Annotated in this window: 25 protein-coding genes; 14 read left to right on the top strand and 11 right to left on the bottom strand. The window is 70.2% G+C overall.

Going from position 1 to position 22894, the window contains the following annotated elements; genetic code table 11:
• The first annotated feature begins 126 nt into the window (after nt 1-126).
• Both ACFQ6S_RS37240 and ACFQ6S_RS37235 read left to right on the top strand, forming a co-directional pair.
• A complete protein-coding gene (locus tag ACFQ6S_RS37240; RefSeq protein WP_383419551.1) occupies nt 127-684 on the top strand; it encodes an ATP-binding protein in 558 nt (185 codons plus the stop codon).
• Nucleotides 685-1007: 323 nt separating this feature from the next.
• Nucleotides 1008-1304: a hypothetical protein gene (locus tag ACFQ6S_RS37235; RefSeq protein ID WP_383419744.1), complete on the top strand. Its 297-nt coding sequence runs from the start codon at nt 1008-1010 to the stop codon at nt 1302-1304.
• A 407-nt stretch (nt 1305-1711) separates the two neighbouring features.
• Here ACFQ6S_RS37235 and ACFQ6S_RS37230 read toward each other — a convergent pair whose 3' ends face one another.
• Nucleotides 1712-2491 carry a GntR family transcriptional regulator gene (locus ACFQ6S_RS37230; protein WP_383419549.1) on the bottom strand — a complete coding sequence of 260 codons (780 nt, stop codon included), beginning with the start codon at nt 2489-2491 and terminating at the stop codon, nt 1712-1714.
• A gap of 166 nt (nt 2492-2657) precedes the next feature.
• Here ACFQ6S_RS37230 and ACFQ6S_RS37225 point away from each other — a divergent pair, with 166 nt between their 5' ends.
• The 4 genes from ACFQ6S_RS37225 to ACFQ6S_RS37210 all read left to right on the top strand — a co-directional run bounded on the left by ACFQ6S_RS37225 (nt 2658) and on the right by ACFQ6S_RS37210 (nt 6164).
• The gene (locus ACFQ6S_RS37225; RefSeq protein ID WP_383419547.1) at nt 2658-3005 is read left to right on the top strand and encodes a hypothetical protein; all 348 of its coding nucleotides are present in this window, start codon (nt 2658-2660) and stop codon (nt 3003-3005) included.
• Nucleotides 3005-4306: an FtsK/SpoIIIE domain-containing protein gene (locus tag ACFQ6S_RS37220; protein WP_383419545.1), complete on the top strand. Its 1302-nt coding sequence runs from the start codon at nt 3005-3007 to the stop codon at nt 4304-4306. The genes ACFQ6S_RS37225 and ACFQ6S_RS37220 overlap by 1 nt, the downstream gene beginning before the upstream one ends.
• Nucleotides 4303-4500 (top strand): hypothetical protein, encoded by a 198-nt coding sequence (locus tag ACFQ6S_RS37215; protein WP_383419543.1) that lies wholly within the window; start codon nt 4303-4305, stop codon nt 4498-4500. Before ACFQ6S_RS37220 ends, ACFQ6S_RS37215 begins: the two co-directional genes overlap by 4 nt.
• Before the next feature lie 293 nt (nt 4501-4793).
• Entirely contained in the window at nt 4794-6164 is a 1371-nt protein-coding gene (locus ACFQ6S_RS37210) for a replication initiator (RefSeq protein WP_383419742.1), read from the top strand.
• 140 nt (nt 6165-6304) lie between these two features.
• Here the strand turns inward: ACFQ6S_RS37210 and ACFQ6S_RS37205 are convergent, their stop codons facing one another.
• The 4 genes from ACFQ6S_RS37205 to ACFQ6S_RS37190 all read right to left on the bottom strand — a co-directional run bounded on the left by ACFQ6S_RS37205 (nt 6305) and on the right by ACFQ6S_RS37190 (nt 9411).
• A complete protein-coding gene (locus ACFQ6S_RS37205) occupies nt 6305-6604 on the bottom strand; it encodes a hypothetical protein (RefSeq protein ID WP_383419542.1) in 300 nt (99 codons plus the stop codon).
• A gap of 126 nt (nt 6605-6730) precedes the next feature.
• Nucleotides 6731-7510: a zinc ribbon domain-containing protein gene (locus tag ACFQ6S_RS37200; RefSeq protein ID WP_383419540.1), complete on the bottom strand. Its 780-nt coding sequence runs from the start codon at nt 7508-7510 to the stop codon at nt 6731-6733.
• Between the two features lie 57 nt (nt 7511-7567).
• Nucleotides 7568-8293: a recombinase family protein gene (locus ACFQ6S_RS37195; RefSeq protein WP_383419538.1), complete on the bottom strand. Its 726-nt coding sequence runs from the start codon at nt 8291-8293 to the stop codon at nt 7568-7570.
• Nucleotides 8245-9411, bottom strand: coding sequence for an MFS transporter (locus tag ACFQ6S_RS37190; protein ID WP_383419536.1), 1167 nt, complete (start codon nt 9409-9411; stop codon nt 8245-8247). The genes ACFQ6S_RS37195 and ACFQ6S_RS37190 overlap by 49 nt, the downstream gene beginning before the upstream one ends.
• 196 nt (nt 9412-9607) lie before the next feature.
• On the opposite strand from ACFQ6S_RS37190, the gene ACFQ6S_RS37185 reads away from it, so the two are divergent.
• Nucleotides 9608-10060, top strand: coding sequence for a DUF4442 domain-containing protein (locus ACFQ6S_RS37185; protein WP_383419534.1), 453 nt, complete (start codon nt 9608-9610; stop codon nt 10058-10060).
• Nucleotides 10061-10123: 63 nt separating this feature from the next.
• On the opposite strand, the gene galU is transcribed toward ACFQ6S_RS37185, so the two are convergent.
• Nucleotides 10124-11071, bottom strand: coding sequence for a UTP--glucose-1-phosphate uridylyltransferase GalU (gene galU / locus ACFQ6S_RS37180; protein WP_383419532.1), 948 nt, complete (start codon nt 11069-11071; stop codon nt 10124-10126).
• Between the two features lie 562 nt (nt 11072-11633).
• Between galU and ACFQ6S_RS37175 the strand changes: the two genes are divergently transcribed.
• From ACFQ6S_RS37175 to ACFQ6S_RS37165, 3 genes are all read left to right on the top strand, one after another.
• Nucleotides 11634-13274 carry an RICIN domain-containing protein gene (locus ACFQ6S_RS37175; protein WP_383419740.1) on the top strand — a complete coding sequence of 547 codons (1641 nt, stop codon included), beginning with the start codon at nt 11634-11636 and terminating at the stop codon, nt 13272-13274.
• Nucleotides 13275-13481: 207 nt separating this feature from the next.
• Nucleotides 13482-15011 carry a carboxylesterase/lipase family protein gene (locus tag ACFQ6S_RS37170; protein ID WP_383419738.1) on the top strand — a complete coding sequence of 510 codons (1530 nt, stop codon included), beginning with the start codon at nt 13482-13484 and terminating at the stop codon, nt 15009-15011.
• A gap of 73 nt (nt 15012-15084) precedes the next feature.
• Nucleotides 15085-15729: a DedA family protein gene (locus ACFQ6S_RS37165; RefSeq protein ID WP_383419530.1), complete on the top strand. Its 645-nt coding sequence runs from the start codon at nt 15085-15087 to the stop codon at nt 15727-15729.
• Between the two features lie 68 nt (nt 15730-15797).
• On the opposite strand, the gene ACFQ6S_RS37160 is transcribed toward ACFQ6S_RS37165, so the two are convergent.
• Entirely contained in the window at nt 15798-16328 is a 531-nt protein-coding gene (locus tag ACFQ6S_RS37160) for a gamma carbonic anhydrase family protein (protein WP_383419528.1), read from the bottom strand.
• 110 nt (nt 16329-16438) lie between these two features.
• On the opposite strand from ACFQ6S_RS37160, the gene ACFQ6S_RS37155 reads away from it, so the two are divergent.
• A complete protein-coding gene (locus tag ACFQ6S_RS37155) occupies nt 16439-17269 on the top strand; it encodes an acyltransferase (protein WP_383419526.1) in 831 nt (276 codons plus the stop codon).
• A 1-nt stretch (nt 17270) separates the two neighbouring features.
• Here ACFQ6S_RS37155 and ACFQ6S_RS37150 read toward each other — a convergent pair whose 3' ends face one another.
• Entirely contained in the window at nt 17271-18128 is an 858-nt protein-coding gene (locus tag ACFQ6S_RS37150) for an EamA family transporter (protein ID WP_383419524.1), read from the bottom strand.
• A 107-nt stretch (nt 18129-18235) separates the two neighbouring features.
• Here ACFQ6S_RS37150 and ACFQ6S_RS37145 point away from each other — a divergent pair, with 107 nt between their 5' ends.
• Together ACFQ6S_RS37145 and ACFQ6S_RS37140 are read left to right on the top strand one after the other, a co-directional pair.
• A complete protein-coding gene (locus ACFQ6S_RS37145; RefSeq protein WP_383419522.1) occupies nt 18236-18808 on the top strand; it encodes a helix-turn-helix domain-containing protein in 573 nt (190 codons plus the stop codon).
• Between the two features lie 43 nt (nt 18809-18851).
• Entirely contained in the window at nt 18852-19412 is a 561-nt protein-coding gene (locus ACFQ6S_RS37140; protein WP_383419520.1) for a YbaK/EbsC family protein, read from the top strand.
• Nucleotides 19413-19416: 4 nt separating this feature from the next.
• Here ACFQ6S_RS37140 and ACFQ6S_RS37135 read toward each other — a convergent pair whose 3' ends face one another.
• Nucleotides 19417-20526 carry a cation diffusion facilitator family transporter gene (locus ACFQ6S_RS37135; RefSeq protein WP_383419518.1) on the bottom strand — a complete coding sequence of 370 codons (1110 nt, stop codon included), beginning with the start codon at nt 20524-20526 and terminating at the stop codon, nt 19417-19419.
• Nucleotides 20527-20587: 61 nt separating this feature from the next.
• On the opposite strand from ACFQ6S_RS37135, the gene ACFQ6S_RS37130 reads away from it, so the two are divergent.
• Nucleotides 20588-20947, top strand: coding sequence for an ArsR/SmtB family transcription factor (locus ACFQ6S_RS37130; protein ID WP_383419516.1), 360 nt, complete (start codon nt 20588-20590; stop codon nt 20945-20947).
• 39 nt (nt 20948-20986) lie between these two features.
• Here the strand turns inward: ACFQ6S_RS37130 and ACFQ6S_RS37125 are convergent, their stop codons facing one another.
• On the bottom strand, nt 20987-22210 hold the full coding sequence (locus tag ACFQ6S_RS37125; protein WP_383419514.1) for a 4-hydroxybenzoate 3-monooxygenase: 1224 nt from the start codon (nt 22208-22210) through the stop codon (nt 20987-20989).
• Nucleotides 22211-22286: 76 nt separating this feature from the next.
• On the bottom strand, nt 22287-22694 hold the full coding sequence (locus ACFQ6S_RS37120) for a CoA-binding protein (RefSeq protein ID WP_383419512.1): 408 nt from the start codon (nt 22692-22694) through the stop codon (nt 22287-22289).
• Nucleotides 22695-22894: the final 200 nt, after the last annotated feature.

Raw genomic sequence — 22894 nt, 5'->3', positions numbered from 1 at the left:
CCATTGCCTTTGCTGGTGTTCACGTGAACCCCCCGATGAACGCTCCCGCCTGAGCCTCCTGCGCCGTTCACTGGTCGACACAGATCGGCGGGCTAACGGGCTCGCCAACGCTCGGGAGGGAACGCGGTGGAAGCGCAGCAGAGCAAAGACACGGCGAACGCCTCGACGACGGGCGCTCAGCGCCGCTCGGTGCACGACCCGGACAACGGCCACTTCCGGGCGCTGACGCTCTACGCGGAGGACCCGGACTGCGTGAAGGCCGCGCGAGACATGGTCGGCTCCTACCTCCAGACCTGGGGCCTGGCGTACGCGGTCGACGACGCGCGGCTCATCGTCTCGGAACTCGTCGGCAACGTCGTGCACCACGCGGTTCCGGATGACTGCCTGGCGATGCCTGGTGTCGGGCGGCGAATCGACGTGCGGCTCATGAACTGGCCCGGGCTGCTGGGAATCGGCGTCCTGGACGAGGACTCGACTCCGCCTGATCTTCCGGCGGGTGAGTTCATCTCGCCGGCCCTGGCCGGTGACTTTGTCGAGGCGCTGTTGCCAGACCGGGGGCGGGGGCTGCTGATCGTTCAGCGCTTGGCCGATGCGGTCTGGTGGTCGCCGGGGCTCAAGGGCAGTGGCAAGTCCGTGTGGGCTCGCCTGGACCTCGATCGACTCTGGGCCGAGAACCCGGCCTGACAGACGCCGGGTCTCCGCCCCGGTCTGCTCCCCCGCGATCGGGAGCGGGCGGCGATCCGGTCATTGGCCGGAGTCTGACCACTCCGGCCAAAGGAGCGCGGCCTCTCCGACATCCGGAGTCTCCCCTCCCGAGTGAGGGGCCGCGCTTCATAACCCAATACCGAGACCGGGCCACCCCATCAGCCCTGGAAAGCGAAGGGTGGCCCGGCTGGGAACACGGCGGTTCCCGGTGCCTGATGGTACCGGGACCGTCGTGCTGCATTTCGGCCCCGGTCACAGGAAGTTGAGGATCCGTTACCTAGATCAGGGCAGAGGTGGGCAAGGTGACTGGCTCGGGTGAGGGTTGGCTGAGCGACGGTCTCGACGTGCCGGGCGTGGACTCCGGACTCTGGGTGTCCGGTGTCGACTACATCGAGGGTTGGCGCGAGGCGCGAGAGGTGGCCGATCGTCTAAACCGGGCGCTCTTAAGCGTGGGCTTCGAGCTGTCCGCCATGCGGGCCGTCGCCTCGACGAACGAGGAAGGTCGCGGGGTCGTGCGGCTGACGGGTTGGCCGGATGCCGTGGATCGACTCGCTCGGGTCCTTGAGTCGCACGCGGATGGCGACGGTGGTGCAGCGTGATGCGCCTTTTCGCTGTTGAGCGGTGCACGTGGGCACGTCGCCGGCCGGAGAGACTTTGGGCTGGAGCTGCCATGGGGCGAGTGAACAGGGGGCCTTACGCTCGCCAGCGGATCGGGCAGTCCTTGGACCTGCCCGCAATAGCCCGATCGGCCCCCTGTTCTTCGAGGCTCGCCCCATGGTGGCTGCCTAAAGTCTCGGAGGTCGTTGACCCCCAGCCCTGTGCGCCTCGGCCTGCGACGGCATGGCGACGCCTCGGCTTCTCGGGCGTGCTGCGTGCGGGGGCGTCGGGCGGCCGGACGGGATCGGCGGCCACGCCGCACGCCCGGCCGGGGCGGCCGGGCGCACCGGCGCGCCGCAGGCGCGCCCTTGAGGAAGTGAAGGCCTTTTCGACCGATCGCCGTTGGCGTTCAGGCGCGGGCGCGCCGTGCCGGCTGCTTGTCGGCGGTGATTCGGTAGGCAAGCTCGGCACGGTCCGCGCCGAAGCGAAGCTCTTCGAGGAACAGTGGGCGTTCGTCGGTGTCGTGCGTGATGCGGGCGACGTGCAGGATCGGGGTCGCGTCCGGAAGTTGGAGTGCGGTGCGCTCGTCGGGCAGAGGCATGCGGGCGCGTACCGCCTCGGTCCATGTCAGCTTGTGGCCGTCCTCGGTGAGCCATCGGTAGATCGCTGCTGGGCGCTTGCAGGGCTCCTCCGCAAGCATCGGGATGCCGTCCGCGACCTCGAAGGGGATCAGCGTGCGATGCATCGCACGCGTGCCGGTGCCTGGATCGATGAGCAATCGATCGCACCCGAACAGGGCTTCCTCCTCGCCGAGTTGGAGGAGTCGGCCAGTGTCCTTCGTGGTGTGGGTGCGGTAGGTGCTCGGCTCCTCGGCCTCTTGCCAGATGTCGCCGTTGGGCATCACGAACTTGCCCTCGGCGGTGCGGCTGATGCGGCGCTCGATGGTGAGGACGGGCTGTCCGCTGGAACGTACGAAGCTGCCCTTGCCGTGGCGGACGTCGATGAGACCTTCCGCGCGCAGAGCCGCGACCGCGTTACGGACAGTCGGCCGGGAGACGCCGTAGCGGGCCATGAGCTGGGCCTCGGACGGCAACAGGGAGTCGGGCGCGAACTCGCCGGACAGGATCGCTTCTCGGATCGCGGCGGCCACCTGCTGGTAGAGGGCTCCGGGGCGCTGGATCTCTGACATCTCGGCATCTCCGGGTTGAGGTTGTAGTCACGTCGCACGCGCGACATCACTCGTCAGCATAAGTAGTTGCACCCTCGCCGTACAGCACTTCATAGTCGTAACTCGTAAGGACAAGTGACGTCAGTATGAGAGCTGATGTCTCCGACTGGCCAGGGAGGCCAAAGCAATGCAGTCCATTCCCGTGGACACGGCGCGGCTGGGCGTACTGCGGTGCGCCATCGCGCCCGAAGCGAAGATCACCAACTCTGAGACACAGGAAGTGAAGAGAGACCGGGACGGCAATCCGGTCTGGACCGTGGCCGTCACCGTGCGGCAGGACGGACGGCGCATCTCCGTCATCGAGATCGCCGTGAGCGGACAGCCGAAGGGCATCGAGGAAGGACAGATCGTCCGGGTCACCGGCCTGACGGCGTTCAACTGGTCGATGGGCGACCGACACGGAGTCAGTTTCCGCGCCGACGCCATCACGCCCGTGCACGGCACGGCTGCGCACGGCAAGGGCGGGGATGCGTGATGGGACCGCTCCTGCTCGCGCTCGGCTTGGCGGTGCTGGCCTGGGTGCTCGTCGTCGGTGACCTTCTGCGCCGGCATCGTCCGGTCTGGCACTGGTACGTCGTCGGCTACCCGGTCACCGCGTGCCGGGTGTTAGCAACCTGGCGCAAGGTCGCCATGCTCAATGACCTCGCTGTCTCCCGCCGACCGCCGCGCGGGCTGCTCGGGGACCTGGTGGTAAAGGGCGATCCGCTGCGGCCGGTGGCTCCGCGGTTCTCGTTCCCGCGAGCCACCCGCATGGGCCTGACGGTGACCGTGCGGCTCCATGCGGGGCAGACTCCGGCGACGTACATGAAGGCGGCTGACGCCTTGGTGCACGCGTGGAAGGTCCACGCGGTCCGTGTCACCTCCCCGGAACGTGGATTCGTGCTGCTGACGGCGACGGACTCGGATCCGCTGGAGCGGCCTGGCCTCGCTACGGCTCCGGCCGAACTCCTCTCCGCGCTCATCGGCGTCCTGGAGAGCGGCGGCGCCTGGGTCATGAACCTGCGGCTCGTGCCGCACTGGCTGATCGCCGGGGCCACCCGCTCCGGCAAGTCCACCCTGCTGGCCCGGCTGATCACCCAACTCTCCGGGCAGCCCGTCGCCCTGGTCGGGATCGACTGCAAGGGCGGCATGGAACTCGGCCTATTCGCCGAACGGTTGAGCGCGCTGGCCACCTGCCGACGGGAAGCGGTCGCGGTGCTTTCCGCGCTCGTGGTCGACATGCAGGACCGGATGAGCGCCTGCCGGTCGGCAGGTGTCCGCTCGATCTGGGAACTGCCCGACAAGCTGCGACCGGTACCCGTCGTCGTGATCGTCGACGAAATCGCGGAACTGTACCTCTCGGACGGCACCCGTGAAGGCAAGGCAGAAGCCGAACAATGCTCCACCCTGCTCTTACGTCTGGCCCAGCTCGGGGCGGCGCTCGGCCTGCACCTGGTCGTCGCCGGACAAAGGGTCGGCTCAGACCTCGGACCCGGCGTCACCCCCTTGCGGGCTCAGCTCGCCGGCCGAATCTGCCACCGCGTCAACGACCCCGGCACGGCAGAGATGGCCCTGGGCGACCTCAACAAGGACGCCGTCGCCGTCGCTCAGTCGATCACAGCGGAAGAACGCGGCGTGGCCGTCTGCACCGGCCCCGACGGCGGCTGGAGCCGCGCCCGCTCCCACCTCACCCCGACCGAGGAAGCCGTGTCGACGGCCCGGAAGCACGCAGCCATGACCCCGGAACTGCCCGTCATATCCCGCGCCTTCGCGGTGCTGGAAGGAGACGACAAGTGATCAGCGAAGGTACGGCGTTCACGTTCGCGGTGATCTTCGGGATCATCACCGTCCTCCTCGTCCGCTCCCGCGATGTCCGCGCCTGGGAAGCAGTCTGCGTCGGCCTCTTCGGCCTCTACCTCGGCCAGACCCCGGTGCTTTTCACGGTCCACGGACTCGTCACCTGGCTGATCAACGGCTTCTCCCACACCTGAGCAGAAAGGAACCGCCCATGCCCATGCCCCGCGTGAGGTGCCCCCACTGCAAGGGCGACGGAGCCCGCAGGACCTGGACCGGCCGGCAGCGGCGCTGCCGCGTCTGCCGGGGCACCGGAACCATCCGCTGAACCTCACCCACCTGACGCACGCAAGGGAGTGACCCCCATGACCAACGGCGCACCACCACCCAACCACCGCGCCGCCTCGGCGGCCCACCCCGGAAGGTCACCACCATCACCCCGGAGTTCACCCCGGCTGGCAGGCGCGCCGTCCTTGCCCGCGCGGCGCGCCTGCGTCAGATCCCCGAAGCAGACCGCGACGCAATCCGCATCGCCCAAGATCCCAAGTTCCCGCGCTGGCTGGAGCAGATCACCGCAACCGGCGGCTGCTCCCACCCCGTCCACCTCTCCGGCTCGACCACCACCCTGGACGGCACAACCGGCGAAATCCTCCACCACTACGACACCCGCACCGAACCCGGCGAACGCCTCCTCGTCCGCTGCCGCAACCGACGCGCAACCGTCTGCCCGGCCTGCTCCCGCCTCCACGCCGGAGACACCTTCCACCTCGTCCGCGCCGGCCTCCTCGGTGGCAAGAACGTCCCGACCACGGTCCGGCACCGACCCCGGCTCTTCGTCACCCTCACCGCTCCGTCCTTCGGCCCGGTTCACCGAGCAGGGGAGTTGTGCCGCCCCCGCCGAGACGGTGGCCGGTGTGAGCACGGCCGTCCCCTCGGCTGCGGCGCCGTCCACACCCCGAACGTGCCGGTTGTCGGCCAACCGCTCTGCGGCGACTGCTACGACTACACCGCCCACGTGCTGTGGCACGCTCACGCCTCCAAGCTGTGGGACCGCTTCGCTATCGACGTACGGCGGCGCCTCGCCTCCTCGGCTGGCCTCGTACAGTCCCGCTTCGCCGATCACGCCCGGCTCTCCTTCGCCCGTGTCGCCGAATACCAGAAACGGGCGGCGGTCCACGTCCATGCCGTCGTCCGCCTTGACGGACCGGCCGGACCCGACAACAACCCCCCGGCCTGGGCCACCACCGACCTCCTCACCCACGCTGTACGCGCCTCCGCCCGGCGGGTCCGCGTTCGCACACCCCACAGCCCGGCCGTGGGTGAACTGGTTCTTCGCTGGGGCGAGCAGGTCGACACCCGGCGCCTCAACGTCGACGGGGACGGCCCGGGCGATGACGCCGTAGCCGCGTACGTCGCCAAGTACGTCACCAAGGGAGCCAGCGAGACCGGCGCCGGCCTCGACCACCCACTCACCACTTGGGCCGATATCGCCGCGGCACCCGTCAGCACACACGTCCGCACCCTCATGCGCGCCTGTTGGCGCTTTGGCGGCCTTCCCGAGTATGAACCGCTCCGTCTGCGGCCCTGGACCCACACCCTCGGCTACCGGGGCCACATCCTCACCAAATCCCGCGCCTACTCCACCACCTATGCAGCGCTACGCGCCGAACGCGCCCACCACATGGGCCAGACCGACAGCACTGACGCGATCACCGAACGGCACTGGCGCTACGCAGGCTCCGGCCACACCCCCGGCGCAGCCCTCATCGTGGCCGGAGTCGCCGACGACCTTGCCACGAACCGCGAGATCACCAAATCACTGGCGGCTGAGTGGGGGTGGCTGGGTGCCGCACCCGCATGACGGCCAGGAAGACCAGGACATGACTTGGGCTCGGGCACACGCACGCAGCGCTCCCCGTTGGTCTGATGCCCAGTGGCGCCGGATGAACGCAGCCTTGGGTGTGGAAGTCTCCACGCAGGATGGACCCCGTAACCACCGCCTTACCAGGGTGACCGGTCCGTGCCGCTAGGGACATCTTCGTCCCAAATACTTCCATAGACGTTGTCGAATACGTGCGAAGGGATATCCACAGCCGCCCTGAAGCACTTCGCAATCCAGTCAGCAAGACCGTTGGCGGCACCCTTGTCCTTGTCTCCGAGCGCAACGCCAAGTGCCAGCACGGGGGCACCGATGATGAGGCCTGCGGCAGCGCCAAGCAAGCACGAGAAACTGATCAAGGCCGCAACGACGAGCGCGATTGGCAGAGCGCACAAGGAAATCAAGAACTTGATGGCGATCATGGCTCCCCCGCACACCGTCGAAGATTGCGATTTCAACAGGGCAAGGCCGCTTCCGGATCATGAGGCTGACTGATCCATAAATGCGCTGGCATATCACTAATTATAGGGCTATTTGGCGTAGACGGCTTAGTGCTCGGCCCACACCGGAACCAGCCGGTCACGCAAAGGCACTCGGCGTCCACTCCCCACGGGAAGTGCTACCAGGGCCCTCAGCGTCCGCGCGACGTACGACCGACGCTCAGCCAGCGTGATTCCATCCCTGTCCCACTCCTCAGCCATATCCACGGGTTCACCCTGGTCCGCGAGCGTCTTACGCTGCCACGCGTTGCGCTCCCTCTTCAGTCGCTGCTCCTCGGCCTCGTACTCGGCGAGATCGGAGTAGTACCGCTCGGCGCTGATCTTCCGCTCACGGCGGGCCACCTTAAGGTCAGAGAGGTCCTCACGGACCAACGACAGTTCGGCCTCCTTCGGCCACTCCGCCGGCGCCTTGACGGTCTGTCGCTGGCTGGCCTCTTCCTCATACTTCGCAATCACCAGCTTGCGGATCAACTCGTCCGTCTCTGGCCCAGGGAGCTTGACACCGCCACACCCTCTGCCCGTGGTCTTCGCTGGGCAGACGTAATAGAAGTAGCCTTCCGGCTTGCCCCGGCTCGGCGCGGACTTCATCGCGCGCAGCAAGGAGCCACAATCCTCCTTGCCGCAGCGAAGCGTGCCGCTGGCCAGGTAAACGCGTGTGTTGTGGCTACCCCCACGCATCGGACCGTCGCCGATGATTTCTTGGATGGCCTCCCACTCGGCCACCTCCAAGATCGGCGTCCACCGTCCCTTGACCGGCTCGCCCTGATCATTGCGCGCGGTCGCCAGGCACCTGATTTCTCGACCCGACTCCGGATCGAAATCGATCACGACGTGAGATCGGTAACCGCACAGCCGCGGATTTCGCATCATGTCCCTGAGACCGATCTACGTCCACGGGTTGCCCTTGGACGTAGTGATCCCCTTGCGGTTCCAGTCGGCAACGATCGCATGCCACTCAACGCCCAGGATGATGCGCTTCGCCGCCTCCCGGATGTGCTGAGCCTCGGCGGGGTTCAGAGTGCGCTTGTCTTCCTGCCACCCGAACGGGCGCGTGCCTCCCACGGGTATGCCCCGGTCCCGCCTCGCCTTGTGGTTGCGGCGCACTCGGCGGGCCGTGTCGGCTGACTGCTTGTTGGCCATGGCAACGACTACACGGGCCATGGCGCGCCCGTTGTCGGTCAACAGATCCAGAGTGCCCGTGATGTCGATGATCGGGCGGAGGTAGTGCTCCACGGTCTCGATCGCGTCTTCGAGGTGCCGGGGGTCTCGGGTCAGACGGTCGATGTCGTAGACGATCAGGCCGTCGATGCGCTCGCCGTTCGGGGCCTTCGCTTGCTTCAGGTCCTCCAACGCGCCCTCGTACACGGGCCGTACGACGCGGTACCCGATGCTGCCGTCCGGCAGACGCACGCGCCGGCGCTTCCATGCCGACGTGTCCGGCTCCATGTACGTAAACACGTACCGTCCGCCTCGGCTCTCGACGAACTGACGGCCGTCCCTCTCTTGCTCCTCGGTGCTCTTGATGTCCCTGCCGGTCATGAACCTGGGGCGCGACTGCCCTTCTAAGCTGTCGTCAGAAGAGAGTTCGCCCTCAGCCTCCTCGGTCGACAAACGGGCCAGTCCGGCCCAGTTCTGCCCTTCGAGGTTCCCCCAGTGCGCGCGTCGTACCAAGTCACCAGCCATACAAAGAAGTTACCTTCGCGAGGGTGCTGTGCGGTCATCCAGGAGACGCCGAACACCTCCAGCGTCACGCCGGTCAGGAACATCACCGCGCACAGGACGGTGATCGGCACCGGTACGGCGAGCGCGGCCGAGGGAAGGGCCAGCGGGAAGACGCACAGGGTGCCGGCGAGCAGGAGGCGGCGTGGCTTCCAGCGGGTCATGAGGAGGGCGCCGGCGACCGTGCCCGCCCCGAAGAAGCCCAGGGCCAGGCCCCACGGACCGGCCCCGCCCAGATGGTCCCGGGCGACCAGGGGACCGTAGACCGCGTCCGCCGCGCCGACGACCGCGTTGGCGATGGAGAACTGGACGACGATGCCCCACAGCCACGGCCGCCCCGCGAACTCCCGCCAGCCCTCCCGCAGATCGGCGAGCATGCCGCCGCCCGGCGCGCGCCGCGGTATGTGACTCACGTCGAGGAACGCCCGCATGGAACCGGCGACCGCGAAGGCCGCCGCGTCCGCCGCCAGCACCCAGCCGGGCCCGATCACGGCCACCATGGCACCGCCGAGCGCCGCCCCGCCCACCGCCGCACCCTGCATCGCCATCCGGAACACGGCGAACGCCCGGCTCGCCTGCTCCCCTCGGACCGACGACAGCAGCATGCCCTCGGCCGCCGGGCTGAAGAACGCCTGGCCGGTGCCGCCGAGCGCGGTGAGCAGCATCATCTGCCACAGCTGCGCCTCCCCGGACAGGACCAGTACGGCGAAGGCGGCCTGTGAGACGCAGTTGAGGGCGTTGGCCGCGACCATCACCCGGTGCCGGGGGAGCCGGTCCGCGACGGCGCCGCCGATCAGCAGGAAGAGCACCAGGGGCAGCGTGCGGGCCGCGGCCACCAGGCCCACGTCCCCGCCGTCGCCGCCCGCCTCCAGCACCGCGAACGCCGCCGCGATCAGGGCGCCGTGACTGCCGAGGTTCGTGACGAACGCGGCGGCGGTCAGGAGGCTGTAGTTACGGCCCGCCCACGAGGGTCGGCGGGGACGGCGGCGAAGATCGGCGGCGGAGGTCACCGGCCGACTATCGCCGCCCGGAACTCGATTTGCCAAGCGGACTGCAGGTCACGCACCGGATGAGCCCGCCCGGCCGGGCGAGGGCCGGACGTGTCGGGGCCCCGTGCGGAGACGCCGTTGGGCGTGGCGGATACGACGTTCGTCACATCCGGCTCAGGCTGTTCCCAAATTCCTACCCATGGGTAACATGACCGTCATGAGCGCAGACCAGATGTCCATCGGCGAGATGCTCGCCGCCACGGTGCCCATGGCCCGGACCCTGAACCTCGAGTTCCTGGAGACCACGCCGGACAAGGCCGTGGTGGCTCTGCCGGACCAGGGCGACTTCCACAACCACGTCGGCGGTCCGCACGCCGGCGCGATGTTCACGCTCGGCGAGTCCGCCAGCGGTGCGATCGTGCTGGCCGCGTTCGGCGCCCAGCTCTCACGTGCCGTGCCGCTCGCTGTCAGCGCCGAGATCGCCTACAAGAAGCTCGCCATGGGCGCCGTCACCGCCACCGCGACGCTGGGCCGCCCGGCCGCCGACGTCGTCGCGGAGCTGGACGCGGGGGAGCGCCCCGAGTTCCCGGTGACGATCGCGATCCAGCGCGCGGACGGGGCCGTCACCGGTGAGATGACGGTGGTTTGGACCCTGCGTCCGAACAGCTGAGCCCGCCCCGTAGGGCAAGCAGGGGTCCGACGGGCCCCTGTTCTCCAACCGGCTCGTGACCCCTCAGGCCGCGAGCCGCTTCCGCCGCGCCCCGCCGCCCTCCAGTCCGGCCACGAACTCCTTCAGCCAGGACATGAACTCCGGCCCCAGATCCGGTCGGTCGCACGCCAGGCGGACCACTGTGCGCAGATAGTCCGCCTTGTCGCCGGTGTCGTACCGCAGGCCTTCGAAGACGACTCCGTGGACCGTGCCGTCCGTCGCCAGTTCCTGCAGCGCGTCGGTGAGCTGGATCTCGCCGCCGCGGCCGGGCGGGGTGCGCTCCAGGATGCCGAAGACGGCCGGGTCGAGGACGTAGCGGCCGATGACCGCGTAGCGGCTCGGCGCGTCCCCGCGCGACGGCTTCTCCACCAGGCCCGTGACACGGACCACGCCGTCCTCGCCCGACTCCTCGACCGCCGCGCAGCCGTAGAGGTGGATCTGCTCCGGCGGGACCTCCATGAGGGCGATCACGCTGCCCAGGTGACGGTCGCGGACCTCCAGCATCCGGCTGAGCAGTGTCTCGCGGGGATCGATGAGGTCGTCGCCCAGCAGGACGGCGAAGGGCTGGTCGCCGACGTGATGGCGGGCGCACAGCACCGCGTGGCCGAGGCCGAGGGGGTCGCCCTGGCGGATGTGGTGGATGTCGGCGAGCCGGGCCGGATCGCGCACCGCGTCCAGCCGTACGGTGTCGCCCTTGGCCGCGAGGGCCTGCTCCAGCTCGAAGGCGTGGTCGAAGTGGTCCTCGATGGCCCGCTTGTGCCGGCCCGTGATCATCAGGACGTCGTCGAGACCGGCCGCCGAGGCCTCCTCCACGACGTACTGGATGGCCGGCTTGTCGACGACCGGCAGCATCTCCTTGGGTGTCGCCTTCGTCGCGGGCAGGAACCGCGTGCCGAGGCCCGCGGCCGGGACGACCGCCTTGCGGACCGTACGGGTCGCCTCGGGGGTGGGTGTCGTGTGGGGGACGATCATGCGGGCCATGCTGACGCACGGGGATGAGAGGACGCCGAGAGAAACCTCGGAGCCTGCTGTGCGGCATGCGGAGTTGAAGATTCCGTGGACCGATGTTCTTTGTCCGCACACAAGTTGGCACCCGGTTCGATGGCGATTTCGAATGCGGGTGCGGATACCGGCGGTAACTCTTTTGAATTTCTCGCTTCTTGAACGTCGGTCACTCGAACTTCTTGTTACTTGTGCGTCGCTTGTGCGAAAGTGAGCGACCCGATAGCCGGTCCACAGGTGACACGGCCCAGGTATGCACCAATCAGGCACCTGCTTTTCCGATGGACGCGCATTCCCCTTGCCGTCCTGCGGCTGGGAAGGAAATGGTTCAGTGCAATCCCCTTACCCCCCACGACCGCCGTACCCGCCACGGCCCGGAGCGAGCCCGGGAGAGTCCGATCGCGATCTCGTCGCGAGCCTGGACGAGGACGGCGTGAACCCCCATTCCGTCGCCCTGTTGATGGCGCGGCACTGGCGAGCCACCCACGACTACGCAGCCATCTGCCTGGTGTCCACGGAGAGTTCGGCCGCCATGGTCGCCGCCGCGGCGTTCCAGCGCGTGCTCCGCCGACCGGCCGGCGGCGCGCTGCGCCCCCAACTCCTCGTCGCCGTCAGGGACATGGTGAAGGAGTGGGCGGCCGACGACGGCATTTCCGCACTGCTGCCGGAACTCGCCAAACCGACCGGCGGGCGTGGGATGCGCGCCGCGCGGTCCGTGACGCCCGAAAGGCGGCAAATCGCCGAGCGCGCATTCCAGGCCCTGCCGGGGGCCTCGCAATGCCTCCTCTGGCACACCGAGGTCGAGGCGGAACCGATAACCATACCCGCTGGTCTGCTGGGGGTTGACACGCCCACCGCGTCGGCCGCGCTGGAGGGAGTGCGCGAGCAATTCCGCCGGGGTTGTGTCCGCGCCCACGGCGAACTCGCCCCCACCCGGGAATGCCGTTTCTACAACCGCCTCCTCGACGTCCCCATTCGACGGGGCGGGGCCCTGCTGCCCGATGTCCAGCAGCATCTGATGGAGTGCCGCTACTGTCGGCACGCCGCCGAGCAGCTGAGCCATTTCGAGGGCGGTCTGGAGGTGCTGCTCGCCGAGACCGTGCTCGGCTGGGGTGCCCGCCGCTATCTCGACTCCCGGCCCGGGCGAGGCGGTACGGGACCGATGTCGGGCGACCGTCCCCGACGCGGCGGCCGTCACCGCCCGGAGCGCATCGCCCCGCCGCGCGTGCGCGGCAAGGCCGTCGCCGTGGGGGTGGGGGTGACCTCCCTCGCCCTGCTCGTGACCGTGCTCACCGCGAAGGGCTGGTCGGACGAGAACGGCGTCCCCGACGCCCACGCCACCTGGGGCGCGCCCAGTGGCAACTCCGTGCAGCCGAGCGCCGTCGAAGAGCCCTCGGCCGACGGCTCACCGTCGGCCGCCTCGGCTGAGAGTCCCGTCGAGATCGCCCAGGGCAGGCTCCGCAACCTCGACGGCGGCCTGTGCCTGGACCTGCGCGAAGGCGTGGTCCGCACCGGAGTCCGGGCCGAGCTGGCCGAGTGCTCGTCCGCCGCGTCCCAGCAGTGGTCGTACCGGGACAACGGCGTGCTGCGCAGCGCCGCGGACCCCGCCCTCTGCCTCGACTCCGACCCCGACGAGGGCAGGGTCGTGCTGGCCAACTGTCTCGCTCACGCCGGCGAGGTGCGCTACGACCTCACCGTCCACGGCGAGCTGCTGTTGCGCCGGGCCGCGCGGGTGGCGGTCGCACGCGGCGAGGGCGGGAGCGTGGTCGTCGCCGAACGCGACGGCTCCCGGGCGCAGCGCTGGATGCTCGACGGGGGGTTGGCCGACGTGGGCGGGCAGATGAAGAAGGAGGAGGCGCCGCAGAACGGCGACGATGCGGGAGGCCAGCGGAAGAAGGGGCAGGACGCCGCGCCCCTGGAGCCCGATCGCGGCACCCCGCACGACGCCATCCCCGAACCGCCCGGCGCCGAGCCCTCGCAGGACGGGCCGGGCCGGCCCGCGGAGCCCCCGCAGTCGCAGTACGAGACGCGGTACGTCCAGGCCGGCTCGGGCGACGAACCCCCGCCCGACACCCCGCTCGACACCGTCGCGGCCCTCCCGGCCGAGGTGACGGCCACGGTGTCCACGGTCGTCGGCACCGTCACGACCACGCTCGACTCCGCCCTCCGCTAGTCAGGGGTCACCCCGCCGGGGTGACCCCACCCGGCCGAGCCGCTCTTCACTTCTTGACGCCATTCGGCCGTTTCTCGTTCGGGTCATTGACACGAGTCACCAGGGTTCATAGTTTTCCCGCCGCACGCGTGTTGTCCCATGTTCATCAAGGTCCCATGTTCATCAAGCGGAGGTGGACCGGTGATACGTCGTTTGTCCGTGGCACTCATGGCCCTCGCGGCCGCCCTCGTCACTCCCGTGCCGGCGCAGGCGGCCGACCCGCCCGTCGTCCGCACCGACGCCGGCTGGGTACGGGGCGAAACCACCGCCGAGGGACGGCAGTTCCTCGGCATCCCCTACGCGCAGCCGCCGGTCGGGGGACTCCGCTGGCGGGAACCGCGCCCGGTGCGGCCCTGGCAAGGCGTGCGAACGGCGCGGGACTTCGGCAACACGTGTGTGCAGAGCGCGAGTTGGGACCCCGGCTACGAGCAGCCGAGCCACACCGAGAACTGTCTCGACCTCAATGTCTACGCCCCTGAAGGTGTCGCCCGTCGCGCGGTCCTCGTCTGGTTCCACGGCGGCGGACTCACCGCCGGGGCCGGTCAGGACGTTGTCCCCGACACCTTCGCCCGGCAGACCGGCACGGTCGTGGTGACCGTCAACTACCGCCTCGGGGCGATGGGTTTCCTCGCCACCGCCGGGCTCGACGACGAGGCCCACGACGGGGTGTCCGGCAACTTCGGCATGCTCGACCAGCAGGCTGCGCTGCGCTGGGTGCGGGCGAACATCGGCCGCTTCGGCGGCGACCCGGGCCGCGTGACGATCGCGGGCGAGTCGGCGGGCGGCCGCTCGGTCTGCACCCAGCTGGCCTCACCGACGGCGAAGGGCCTGCTCCGGGCCGGGATCATCCAGAGCGGGGCGTACGGCGACTGCGCCGCGCGTACACAGGAGACGGCCGTGGCCCAGGGTGCCGCCTTCGCGAGCAAGCTCGGCTGCGCGGACCTGGCCTGTCTGCGCGCCAAACCGGCCGCCGAGATCCTGGCCGCGCAGGGCGGGTTCGACTGGGCGCCCGTGGCCGGCGGCGCCTTCCTGCCGAGGCAGCCGAAGGAGGCGTTCGCGAGAGGAGCCGCGGCCGGCCTACCGGTCATGAACGGCGCCAACCAGGACGAGGGACGCCTCTTCGCCTTCGGCCGCTTCGATCTGAACGGCACCCCGCTCACCGCCGACCAGTACCCGACGGTGATGAGGACCGACTACGGCGAAGCCGCACTCACCCGTTACCCGCTGTCGTCGTACCCCTCGCCGACCATCGCCTACGCCACGGCCCTGGGCGACCAGCTCTTCGCCTGCCCGGCGCTCCGCCTCGACGGCACGCTCGCGGGACGCGGCCAGGTCTACGCGTACGAGTTCGCCGACCGCACCTCGCCGCCCTTCGCCTCCCTGCGGAACCTGGGCACGGACTTCGACTTCGGCGCGACGCATGTCAATGAGGTGCAGTACCTCTTCAAGCACTTCGGGCTGCCGACCCCGCTCAACGCCGAGCAGCGGACGCTGGCCCGGCAGATGGTCCAGTACTGGGGTTCCTTCGTCCGGGAAGGGGTGCCGCGGGCGACCGGACAGCCCGCGATGCCCGCCGGGACCGGCACCGTCCTGGCCCTGCGCCCAACATCCACCGGCGGGAATGTGCTGAGCAACACCGTGCATCGTGAGCACCGGTGCAACCTCTGGGACACCGAGCGCGTCACACAGACCGGGTAGGCTGCCCCGGCGCACGCTCACTGCTGAGCGTGCGCCGGGAAACACAGGGTCCAGGACTTGAGAGGAAGCGGCGTTGCACGTCCAGGAATGGCTCGAAACGGTGCCCCCGCTCGCCATCTATCTGCTGGTCGGCGTGGTCATCGGCCTGGAGAGCCTGGGCATCCCGCTGCCCGGCGAGATCATCCTGGTCTCGTCGGCGCTGCTCGCCTCGCAGCACGGTGACATCGACCCCTTCGTGCTCGGCGCCTGCGCCAGCGCGGGCGCGATCATCGGCGACTCCATCGGCTACGCCATCGGCCGCAAGGGGGGCCGCCCACTGCTGGCCTGGCTGGGCGGGAAGTTCCCCAGGCACTTCAGCGAGGGCCATATCGCGACCGCCGAGCGCTCCTTCCAGAAGTGGGGCATGTGGGCCGTCTTCTTCGGCCGCTTCGTCGCGCTCCTGCGGATCTTCGCCGGCCCGCTCGCGGGCGTACTGCGGATGCCGTACTGGAAGTTCCTGACCGCCAACGTCCTCGGCGGCATCGTCTGGGCGGGCGGCACGACGGCGGTCATCTACTACGTCGGAGTGGTCGCCGAGTCCTGGCTGAAGCGCTTCTCGTGGCTGGGCCTCGTGGCGGCGGTCCTGGTCGGCCTGACGTCGATGCTGATCATCAAGCGCAAGGCGAAGAACGCCCAGACGGCCCACCAGGAACCGGAAACGGTCGGCGCCGGGGACTGAAGCGCCCTTTCAGGGGCGCCGGGAACCGCGCGACCGGCCACATACAACCCGCAGACGGCGTACGACCTCTACGCCCCGTGCTCTTCCCGGTGCGCCTTGGCCAACTCCGCATACAAGGTTCCGTTGAGGGTGACGCCCTGACGCTCTTCCTCCGTCAGCTCCCGCTTCACCTTCGCCGGGACCCCCGCGACCAGCGACCCGGGCGGCACCCGCATCCCCTGCGGCACCAGAGCCTGAGCGGCGACCAGAGACCCCGCCCCGATCACGGCACCGTTCAGCACGGTCGCGCCCATACCGATCAGACAGTCGTCCTCGACGGTCGCCCCGTGCACGACGGCGTTGTGGCCGACCGACACCCGCTCCCCGATGGTCACGGGAAAGCCGGGGTCGGCATGCAGCGTGCAGTTGTCCTGGATGTTGCTCTGCGCACCGACGGCGATCCGCTCCACGTCGCCCCGTACGACCGCGCCGTACCAGACGCTCGCGCCCGCCTCGAGCGTCACGTCCCCGATCACCGCGGACGTGGGCGCGACGAAGGTCGCCTCGTCGATCTTCGGCTCCTTGCCGCCGATGCCCTTGATCAGCGCCTTGTGCGTCATCACCGTTCTCCTGTCGTCCGCGGTACAGCGGAACGCTACGCCACCCGGTAGGGCGAAGATCACAGGCCCTGCACCTCATGCGGGCGCCGTGCGGTAAGTACGGTGAGCCCGTGCCGAAGCGCAAGAACACGTTCTCATCCTGGCGACGCCGACTGACGCAGCGGGCCGTCCACGCCGGCTGGGCCTGGGTGCAGCGCACGGGTTCGGTCACGGCGGACCACCCCGGCCGTTTCCGCTTCGGCTCGATCGGCGAAGTCACCCGTCTGGCCTTCCCGCTCGGCACCGTCTTCGGCGAACCCTGGATCCACCTCGGCTCCCACTGCATCGTCGCCGAGCAGGTGACGCTGACGGCCGGCCTGATGCCCGACCTCGACCTCGGTCCGGAGCCGATCCTGCGCATCGGTGACGGGGTCGTGCTGGGCCGCGGCAGTCATGTCATCGCGGACACGACGGTCACCATCGGCAGTGACTGCTACTTCGGGCCGTACGTCTACGTCACCTCCACCAACCACTCCTACGACGATCCCCACGAGCCCATCGGCAAGCAGTGGCCGCGTATGGAGCCGGTCGAGATCGGCCCGGGCTGCTGGATCGGCACCGGGGCCGTGATCCTGCCCGGCGCGCGCATCGGTCGGAACGTCGTGGTGGCGGCCGGCGCGGTGGTCCGGGGCACGGTGCCCGACCACGCCGTGGTGGCGGGCGCGCCCGCCCGTGTCGTACGGCGCTGGACTCCCGACGACGGATGGCAGCCGCCGCTTCGCACGCCGGCGCCCGTGCCGATACCCGACGGGGTCACCCCCGAGCAGCTCCAGGCGCTGGCCGAGCTGGACGAGGAGACGGTGGCGAAGCTCACGGAGCTGGACGAGGAGGCGGCGGCGAAGCTGGCCGCGCTGGACGAGAAGGAGGCCGCTCGACTCGCGGAAGTGGACGCGGAGTCCTGAGTCAGCCGGCCGCGAGCAGCACTGAGCCGACCAGCGCGAGCCCCGCACCCGCCGCCTGCACCGCCCGCAGCCGCTCCCGGAGGAAGCCGCGCGCGGCCGCGGCGGTCACCACCGGGTAGAGCGAGGCGAGCACGGCGGCCACGGTGACCGGGCCGTGGTGTGCGGCGACCACATAGGTGCCGTTCGCCGCGACGTCGGCGAGACCGCAGAAGGCGAACGCCGGCAGCAGACGCCAGGCGAAACCGTCTTCCGGGAGGGCCGCGGCGCCCCGCCGCACCGAGGCGTACAGCGCGAGGCCGCCCGCCGCCACATTGATGAGGCGCTGGACGAAGAGCGCCAGGAACAGACCGGTGACGGTCGTCGACGCCTCCGCGATCAGTACGAACACCGTGCCGAAGCCGAAGGCCGCGATCAGCGTGAGCAGGATGGCCTGCCGTTGCACGGACGCGCCGCGCAACTGCGGTCCGCCCGCGAGGACGACACCGACGACGGCGACCGCGATCCCCGCGACCTGTGCAGGTCCGGGCCGCTCGCCGAGGAAGAGACCCACCCCGACCGGGACGGCCACGCCCACGGTGCCGAGCGGGGAGACCACGCCCATCGGGCCGAGCGCGAGCGCCTTGTAGAAGCAGATCAGGGCGACCGGGCCCACCACGCCGGCCGCGACCGCGAACCACAGCTGTGAACCGGCCTCGCTCCAGGCCCCGGTGGCCACCACGATCACGCCGAGCACGATCGCGGCTATCGCCTGCGAGACGACGACCACCGTCAGCGCCGGGGTACGCCGGGTCAGCAAGCCGCCGCCGAAGTCGGCCAGACCCCACAGCAGGCTCGTGGCCAGGGCGAAGAGTGCTGTCACGAGGGCCTCGCAGTACAGTTCGATGCACGATCGGGTGCAACCCACCGTAGTGCAGTCGGGTGAACCCTGTCATCCAGAATATTGGACTCCGCAACGTTGGACGGAATGTGTCGGACCTCGAACTGCTCACCCAGTCCCTGGCGCGCAATGTCAAGCACTGGCGCGCGGTGCGCGGCTTCACGCTGGACGTGCTCGCCGCCCGGGCGGGAGTCAGCCGCGGCATGCTCATCCAGATCGAGCAGGCGCGCACCAATCCCAGCCTCGGCACGGTGATCAAGATCGGCGACGCGCTCGGCATCAGCATCACCACCCTGCTCGACTACGAGCAGGGGCCGAAGGTGCGGATCGTCCCGGCCGACCAGGTGGTGCGGCTGTGGCACACCGACGCGGGCAGCCACAGCCGGCTCCTGGCCGGGACCGAGGCGCCCGGCCCGCTGGAGATGTGGCACTGGCGGGTGATGCCGGGCGAGAGCAGCGCCTCGGACCCGCACCCCGTCGGCACCGTCGAGATCGTCCACGTCATGGCGGGCGAACTCACCCTCACCGTCGACGGCACGGAGTACCTCGTCCCGGCCGGCTCGAGCGCCACCTTCGAGGCCGACGCCCCGCACATCTACGGCAATCAGGGCGACGTCCCCACGGAGTGGATGCTGGCCGTCTCGGTCCCGCCCGCCCGCTGAGACATCACCCAGACGGCGTCGGCGGTCCTGTTAGCGTGCGCTCATGGACGCACCCATCGGACACTTCGACAGCGCCGACCCGGCCCCGGACCGCCTTGACGAACTCACCCGCCCGGTCGCCGACGCCGTACGAAACTGGCGCGGCAGCGTCCCCGCCGACCAGATCATCTACGTCGAGACCGACCCGCAGTGGGCCGATACCGCCGTCTTCGTCGAGCACTACGGGCAGGAACTGCTGGAGCGGTCCGCGAACTGCGTGGTCGTCGCCGGCAGGCGCGGCGGCGAGACCACGCTCGCCGCGTGCGTCGTGCTCTCCACCGCGCGGGTCGACGTCAACGGTGTCGTGCGCCGCCAACTCGGCGCTCGCAAGGCGTCGTTCGCCTCCATGGACACGGCCACCGGCGAGACCGGTATGGAGTACGGCGGCATCACCCCGCTCGGGCTGCCCGACGGCTGGCCGGTGCTGGTGGACTCGGCCGTCGTCGACCTGCCGTACGTCCTGGTCGGCAGCGGGCGCAGGCGCGGCAAACTGCTGGTGCCGGGCAAAGCGTTCGCCGAGCTGCCGGGGGCGGTCGTACTGGAGGGGCTGGGCGTCGCGATCTGACCCCTCAGGCCGCCGCGTGGTGGGCGAGGGCAAGATGCGGATCGGCCTCGCCCGGCACCGGCGCCGGATCCGCGTGGACCAGGGCCGCGGTGAGCCGGGGTACGGCGTGCAGCAGGGCGTGTTCGGCGTCCACCGCGATGGCGTGCGCCTGCCGTACCGTCGCCTCGCCGTCCACGACGACCGCCACCTCGGCGCGCAGCCGGTGCCCGATCCAGCGCAGCCGCAGCTCGCCCACCTCACGCACCCCCGCGACCTCCCGCAGCGCCTGCTCGGCCCGGTCCACCAAGGCCGGGTCCACCGCGTCCATCACCCGCCGGAACACCTCGCGCGCCGCGTCCCGCAGCACCAGAGTGATGGCGGCCGTGATCGCCAAGCCGACGATCGGGTCCGCGAGTTGCCAGCCCAGAGCCGCACCCCCGGCGCTCAACAGGACGGCCAGTGAGGTGAATCCGTCCGTGCGGGCGTGCAGCCCGTCCGCGACCAGCGCGGCCGAGCCGATCTCCCGTCCGACCCGGATCCGATAGCGGGCCACCCACTCGTTCCCCGCGAAAGCGACGAGTGCCGCCACGGCGACGGCCGGAATCTGCTGCACCGGCCGCGGGTCGAGGAGGCGGTCGACGGCCGTCCACGCCGCGAAGGCCGCGGACGCGGCGATCGTCAGCACGATGGCGATGCCGGCGAGGTCCTCGGCCCGCCCGTAGCCGTAGGTGAAGCGGCGCGTCGCCGCGCGCCGGCCCAGGACGAAGGCGATCCCGAGCGGTACGGCGGTCAGCGCGTCAGCGGTGTTGTGCACCGTGTCGCCGAGCAGCGCCACCGACCCGGAGGCGACCACGACGACCGCCTGGGCCAGCGCCGTCACGCCGAGCACCGCCAGCGAGACCCACAGCGCGCGCATGCCACGGGCCGAGGACTCCAGGGCGGAGTCGAGTTTGTCGGCCGTCTCGTGGGAGTGGGGCTTGAGGAGGTGGGTGATGCGGTGGGTGAGACGGTGGCGGAATCCGGCTCCGGTGCGGGAGCGAGCATGGGGGTGGGGGTGGGGATGGCCGTGACGGTGATCGTGCCCGTGGTCATGGTGGTGCTCGTGGCCATGACCGTGCTCGTGGCTGTCGCTCACGGCGGTCCCCTTCCGGTGCGCGGGAGTGGACGCGGGCCGCCCACGACGCCATTATGTGCGTATGAGCGCACGCATGCACCTATCAACTGCACAGGATGCGCATCCGCGCACCCCGGGCGAGGAGCAGTTCGCGCTCGCCGCCGAACTCCTCGCCCTGCTCGGCGACCGCACCCGCCTCACCCTCCTGCACGCCCTGACGGCCGGAGAGGCCGACGTCACGACGCTCACGGAGGCCTGCGGCGCGGCCCGTCCCGCCGTCAGTCAGCACCTGGCCCGGCTACGCCTCGCGGGCCTGGTGAACACGCGAAAGGAGGGCCGCCGGGTGATCTACTCCCTGCGCGACGGACATCTGCGCCGCCTCGTCGACGAGGCGCTGAACGTGGCGGACCACCGGCTCAGCGACCGGCCGCTGCACGACTGAGTAACGGCGCCGAGGCTTCCCGGTTCGGCGCCAGGGCCCTCAGCCCGCGGTCAGCCTGCCCAGGTACTGCTCGGCGAACGCCCTGGCCGCCGTCTCGGAGTCGAAGATGCGGCGGAGGCGGGCGAGGGTGGTGCCCGCCCGGTACGGGTCGCCCGACGATGTGCCGTGGTAGACCTCGGAAAGCCAGTGGGAGAACTCCTGGTAGTCCCACACCCGGTTGAGACAGGCCGCCGAGTAGCCGTCCAGGCCGGTGCCGTCCCCCTTCGTGAGATGGGCGACCAACCCGTCGCCGAGGAGGAAGGCGTCGTGCAGGGCGAGGTTCATGCCCTTGGCGGCGATGGGGGCGGTCAGATGGGCGGCGTCGCCGGCCAGGAAGAGGCGGCCGAACACCATGGGCTCGACGACGTAGTTGTGCATGTCGAGGACGCGCTTCTCGATCAGCCGCCCCTCCGTCAGCGGCGGCACGCCCGTCGCCCCGAGCCGCTGCTGGAGTTCCGTCCAGACCCTGTCGTGCGACCAGTTCTCCGGGTCGTCGCCCGGCGGGCACTCGAGGTAGTAGCGGGTCACCTCGGCGCTGCGCGGCATGTGCCCGGCGAACCCGCGCGGGTGCATGCCGAACAGGACGCAGTCGGAGGACGGCGGCGCCTCGGCGAGCAGCGCCAGCCAGCCGATGCCGTAGTCGCTGCGGGAGATACGGGCCCGGTCGCCGGGCAGTGCGGCACGCGTGGCCCCCCGGGCCCCGTCGCAGCCCGCGACGAAGTCACAGTGCACGACATGCCGTTGTCCCGTCTCCGGGCAGGTGTACGACACCGAGGGGTGCTCGGTGTCGAGGTCGTGCAGTTCGACGTCCCGCACGCCGAAGCTGATGGCCCCGCCGCGCACGTCGGCGTACTCGCGCACCAGGTCCGTCACCAGGAACTGCTGTGGATAGACCCAGTGGTGAGTGCCCGTCAGCTCGGCGTACTCGAACCGGTAGCGCTCCCCGGAGAACCGGAACTCGCACTCGGTGTGCCGCTGGGCCCGCGCCAGCAGATTGTCCGCGAGGCCCCGCCGCTGGAGTCCGTGTACCGCCCCCTCCTCCAGCACCCCGGCCCGCGGCCGCTGCTCGATGAACTCGCGCGTCTCGATCTCCAGGACCAGACAGTCGACGGAGGCCGCCCGCAGGATGTTGCCGAGGGTGAGTCCGGCCGGCCCGGCGCCCACGATGACGACCGGAAAGCGCTGTGTGGGGGTGGAGTTGGGGTGGGGGGAGGTGGAAGTCACCCGAGCATTATGCGGGGGGACAGAGCGGGAGGGGAGGGCTCCGGGCGCCGCTCCGGTCGGCCGGGCCGGGGGCGGCCTAGCCCAGGCGGGGTATCTCGATCGCCGGGCAGCGGTCCATGACCATCTCCAGGCCCGCCGCGCGCGTGCGGTCGTACGCCGCCTCGTCGATGACGCCCAGCTGGAACCAGACCGCCTTGGCGCCCTCGGCGACCGCCTCGTCGGCGACCGGACCCGCGAGATCGCTGTTCACGAAGACATCGACCACGTCCACGTCGAAGGGGATGTCCGCCAGGGAGGCGTACCCCTGCTCACCGTGCACCGTCTCCGCCTTCGGATGGACCGGCACGATGCGCTTGCCGTAGCGCTGGAGCACACCGGCGACCCCGTACGCGGCCCGCCGCTGGTTCGACGACAGGCCCACGATCGCCCAGGTGTCGCCCAGTTCGGTCAGAATCCTGTGGACCGCCGCGTCGTCGCCGTACACCACTGGCCTCCTCGTGCTGCGCAGGACAGCCGTCCTGCTGTCGTCACCACCCACAACGGACGGCGCATCGCCAGGATTCCCCACCGCACGAGCGACCTCCGTCTTTCCGCGCGACCCCGCACCGCACTCCTGTCCGGGCGGGCCGGTGCGCAGTACCGTTCGGGCAGTCCGCACGGCAGGGGGTGGCGATGCCCGGTTAC

The sequence above is a fragment of the Streptomyces sp. NPDC056479 genome, assembly GCF_042795335.1.
In the GTDB taxonomy this organism is placed as follows: domain Bacteria; phylum Actinomycetota; class Actinomycetes; order Streptomycetales; family Streptomycetaceae; genus Streptomyces.
This window is presented reverse-complemented; position numbering and strand designations above follow the sequence as displayed.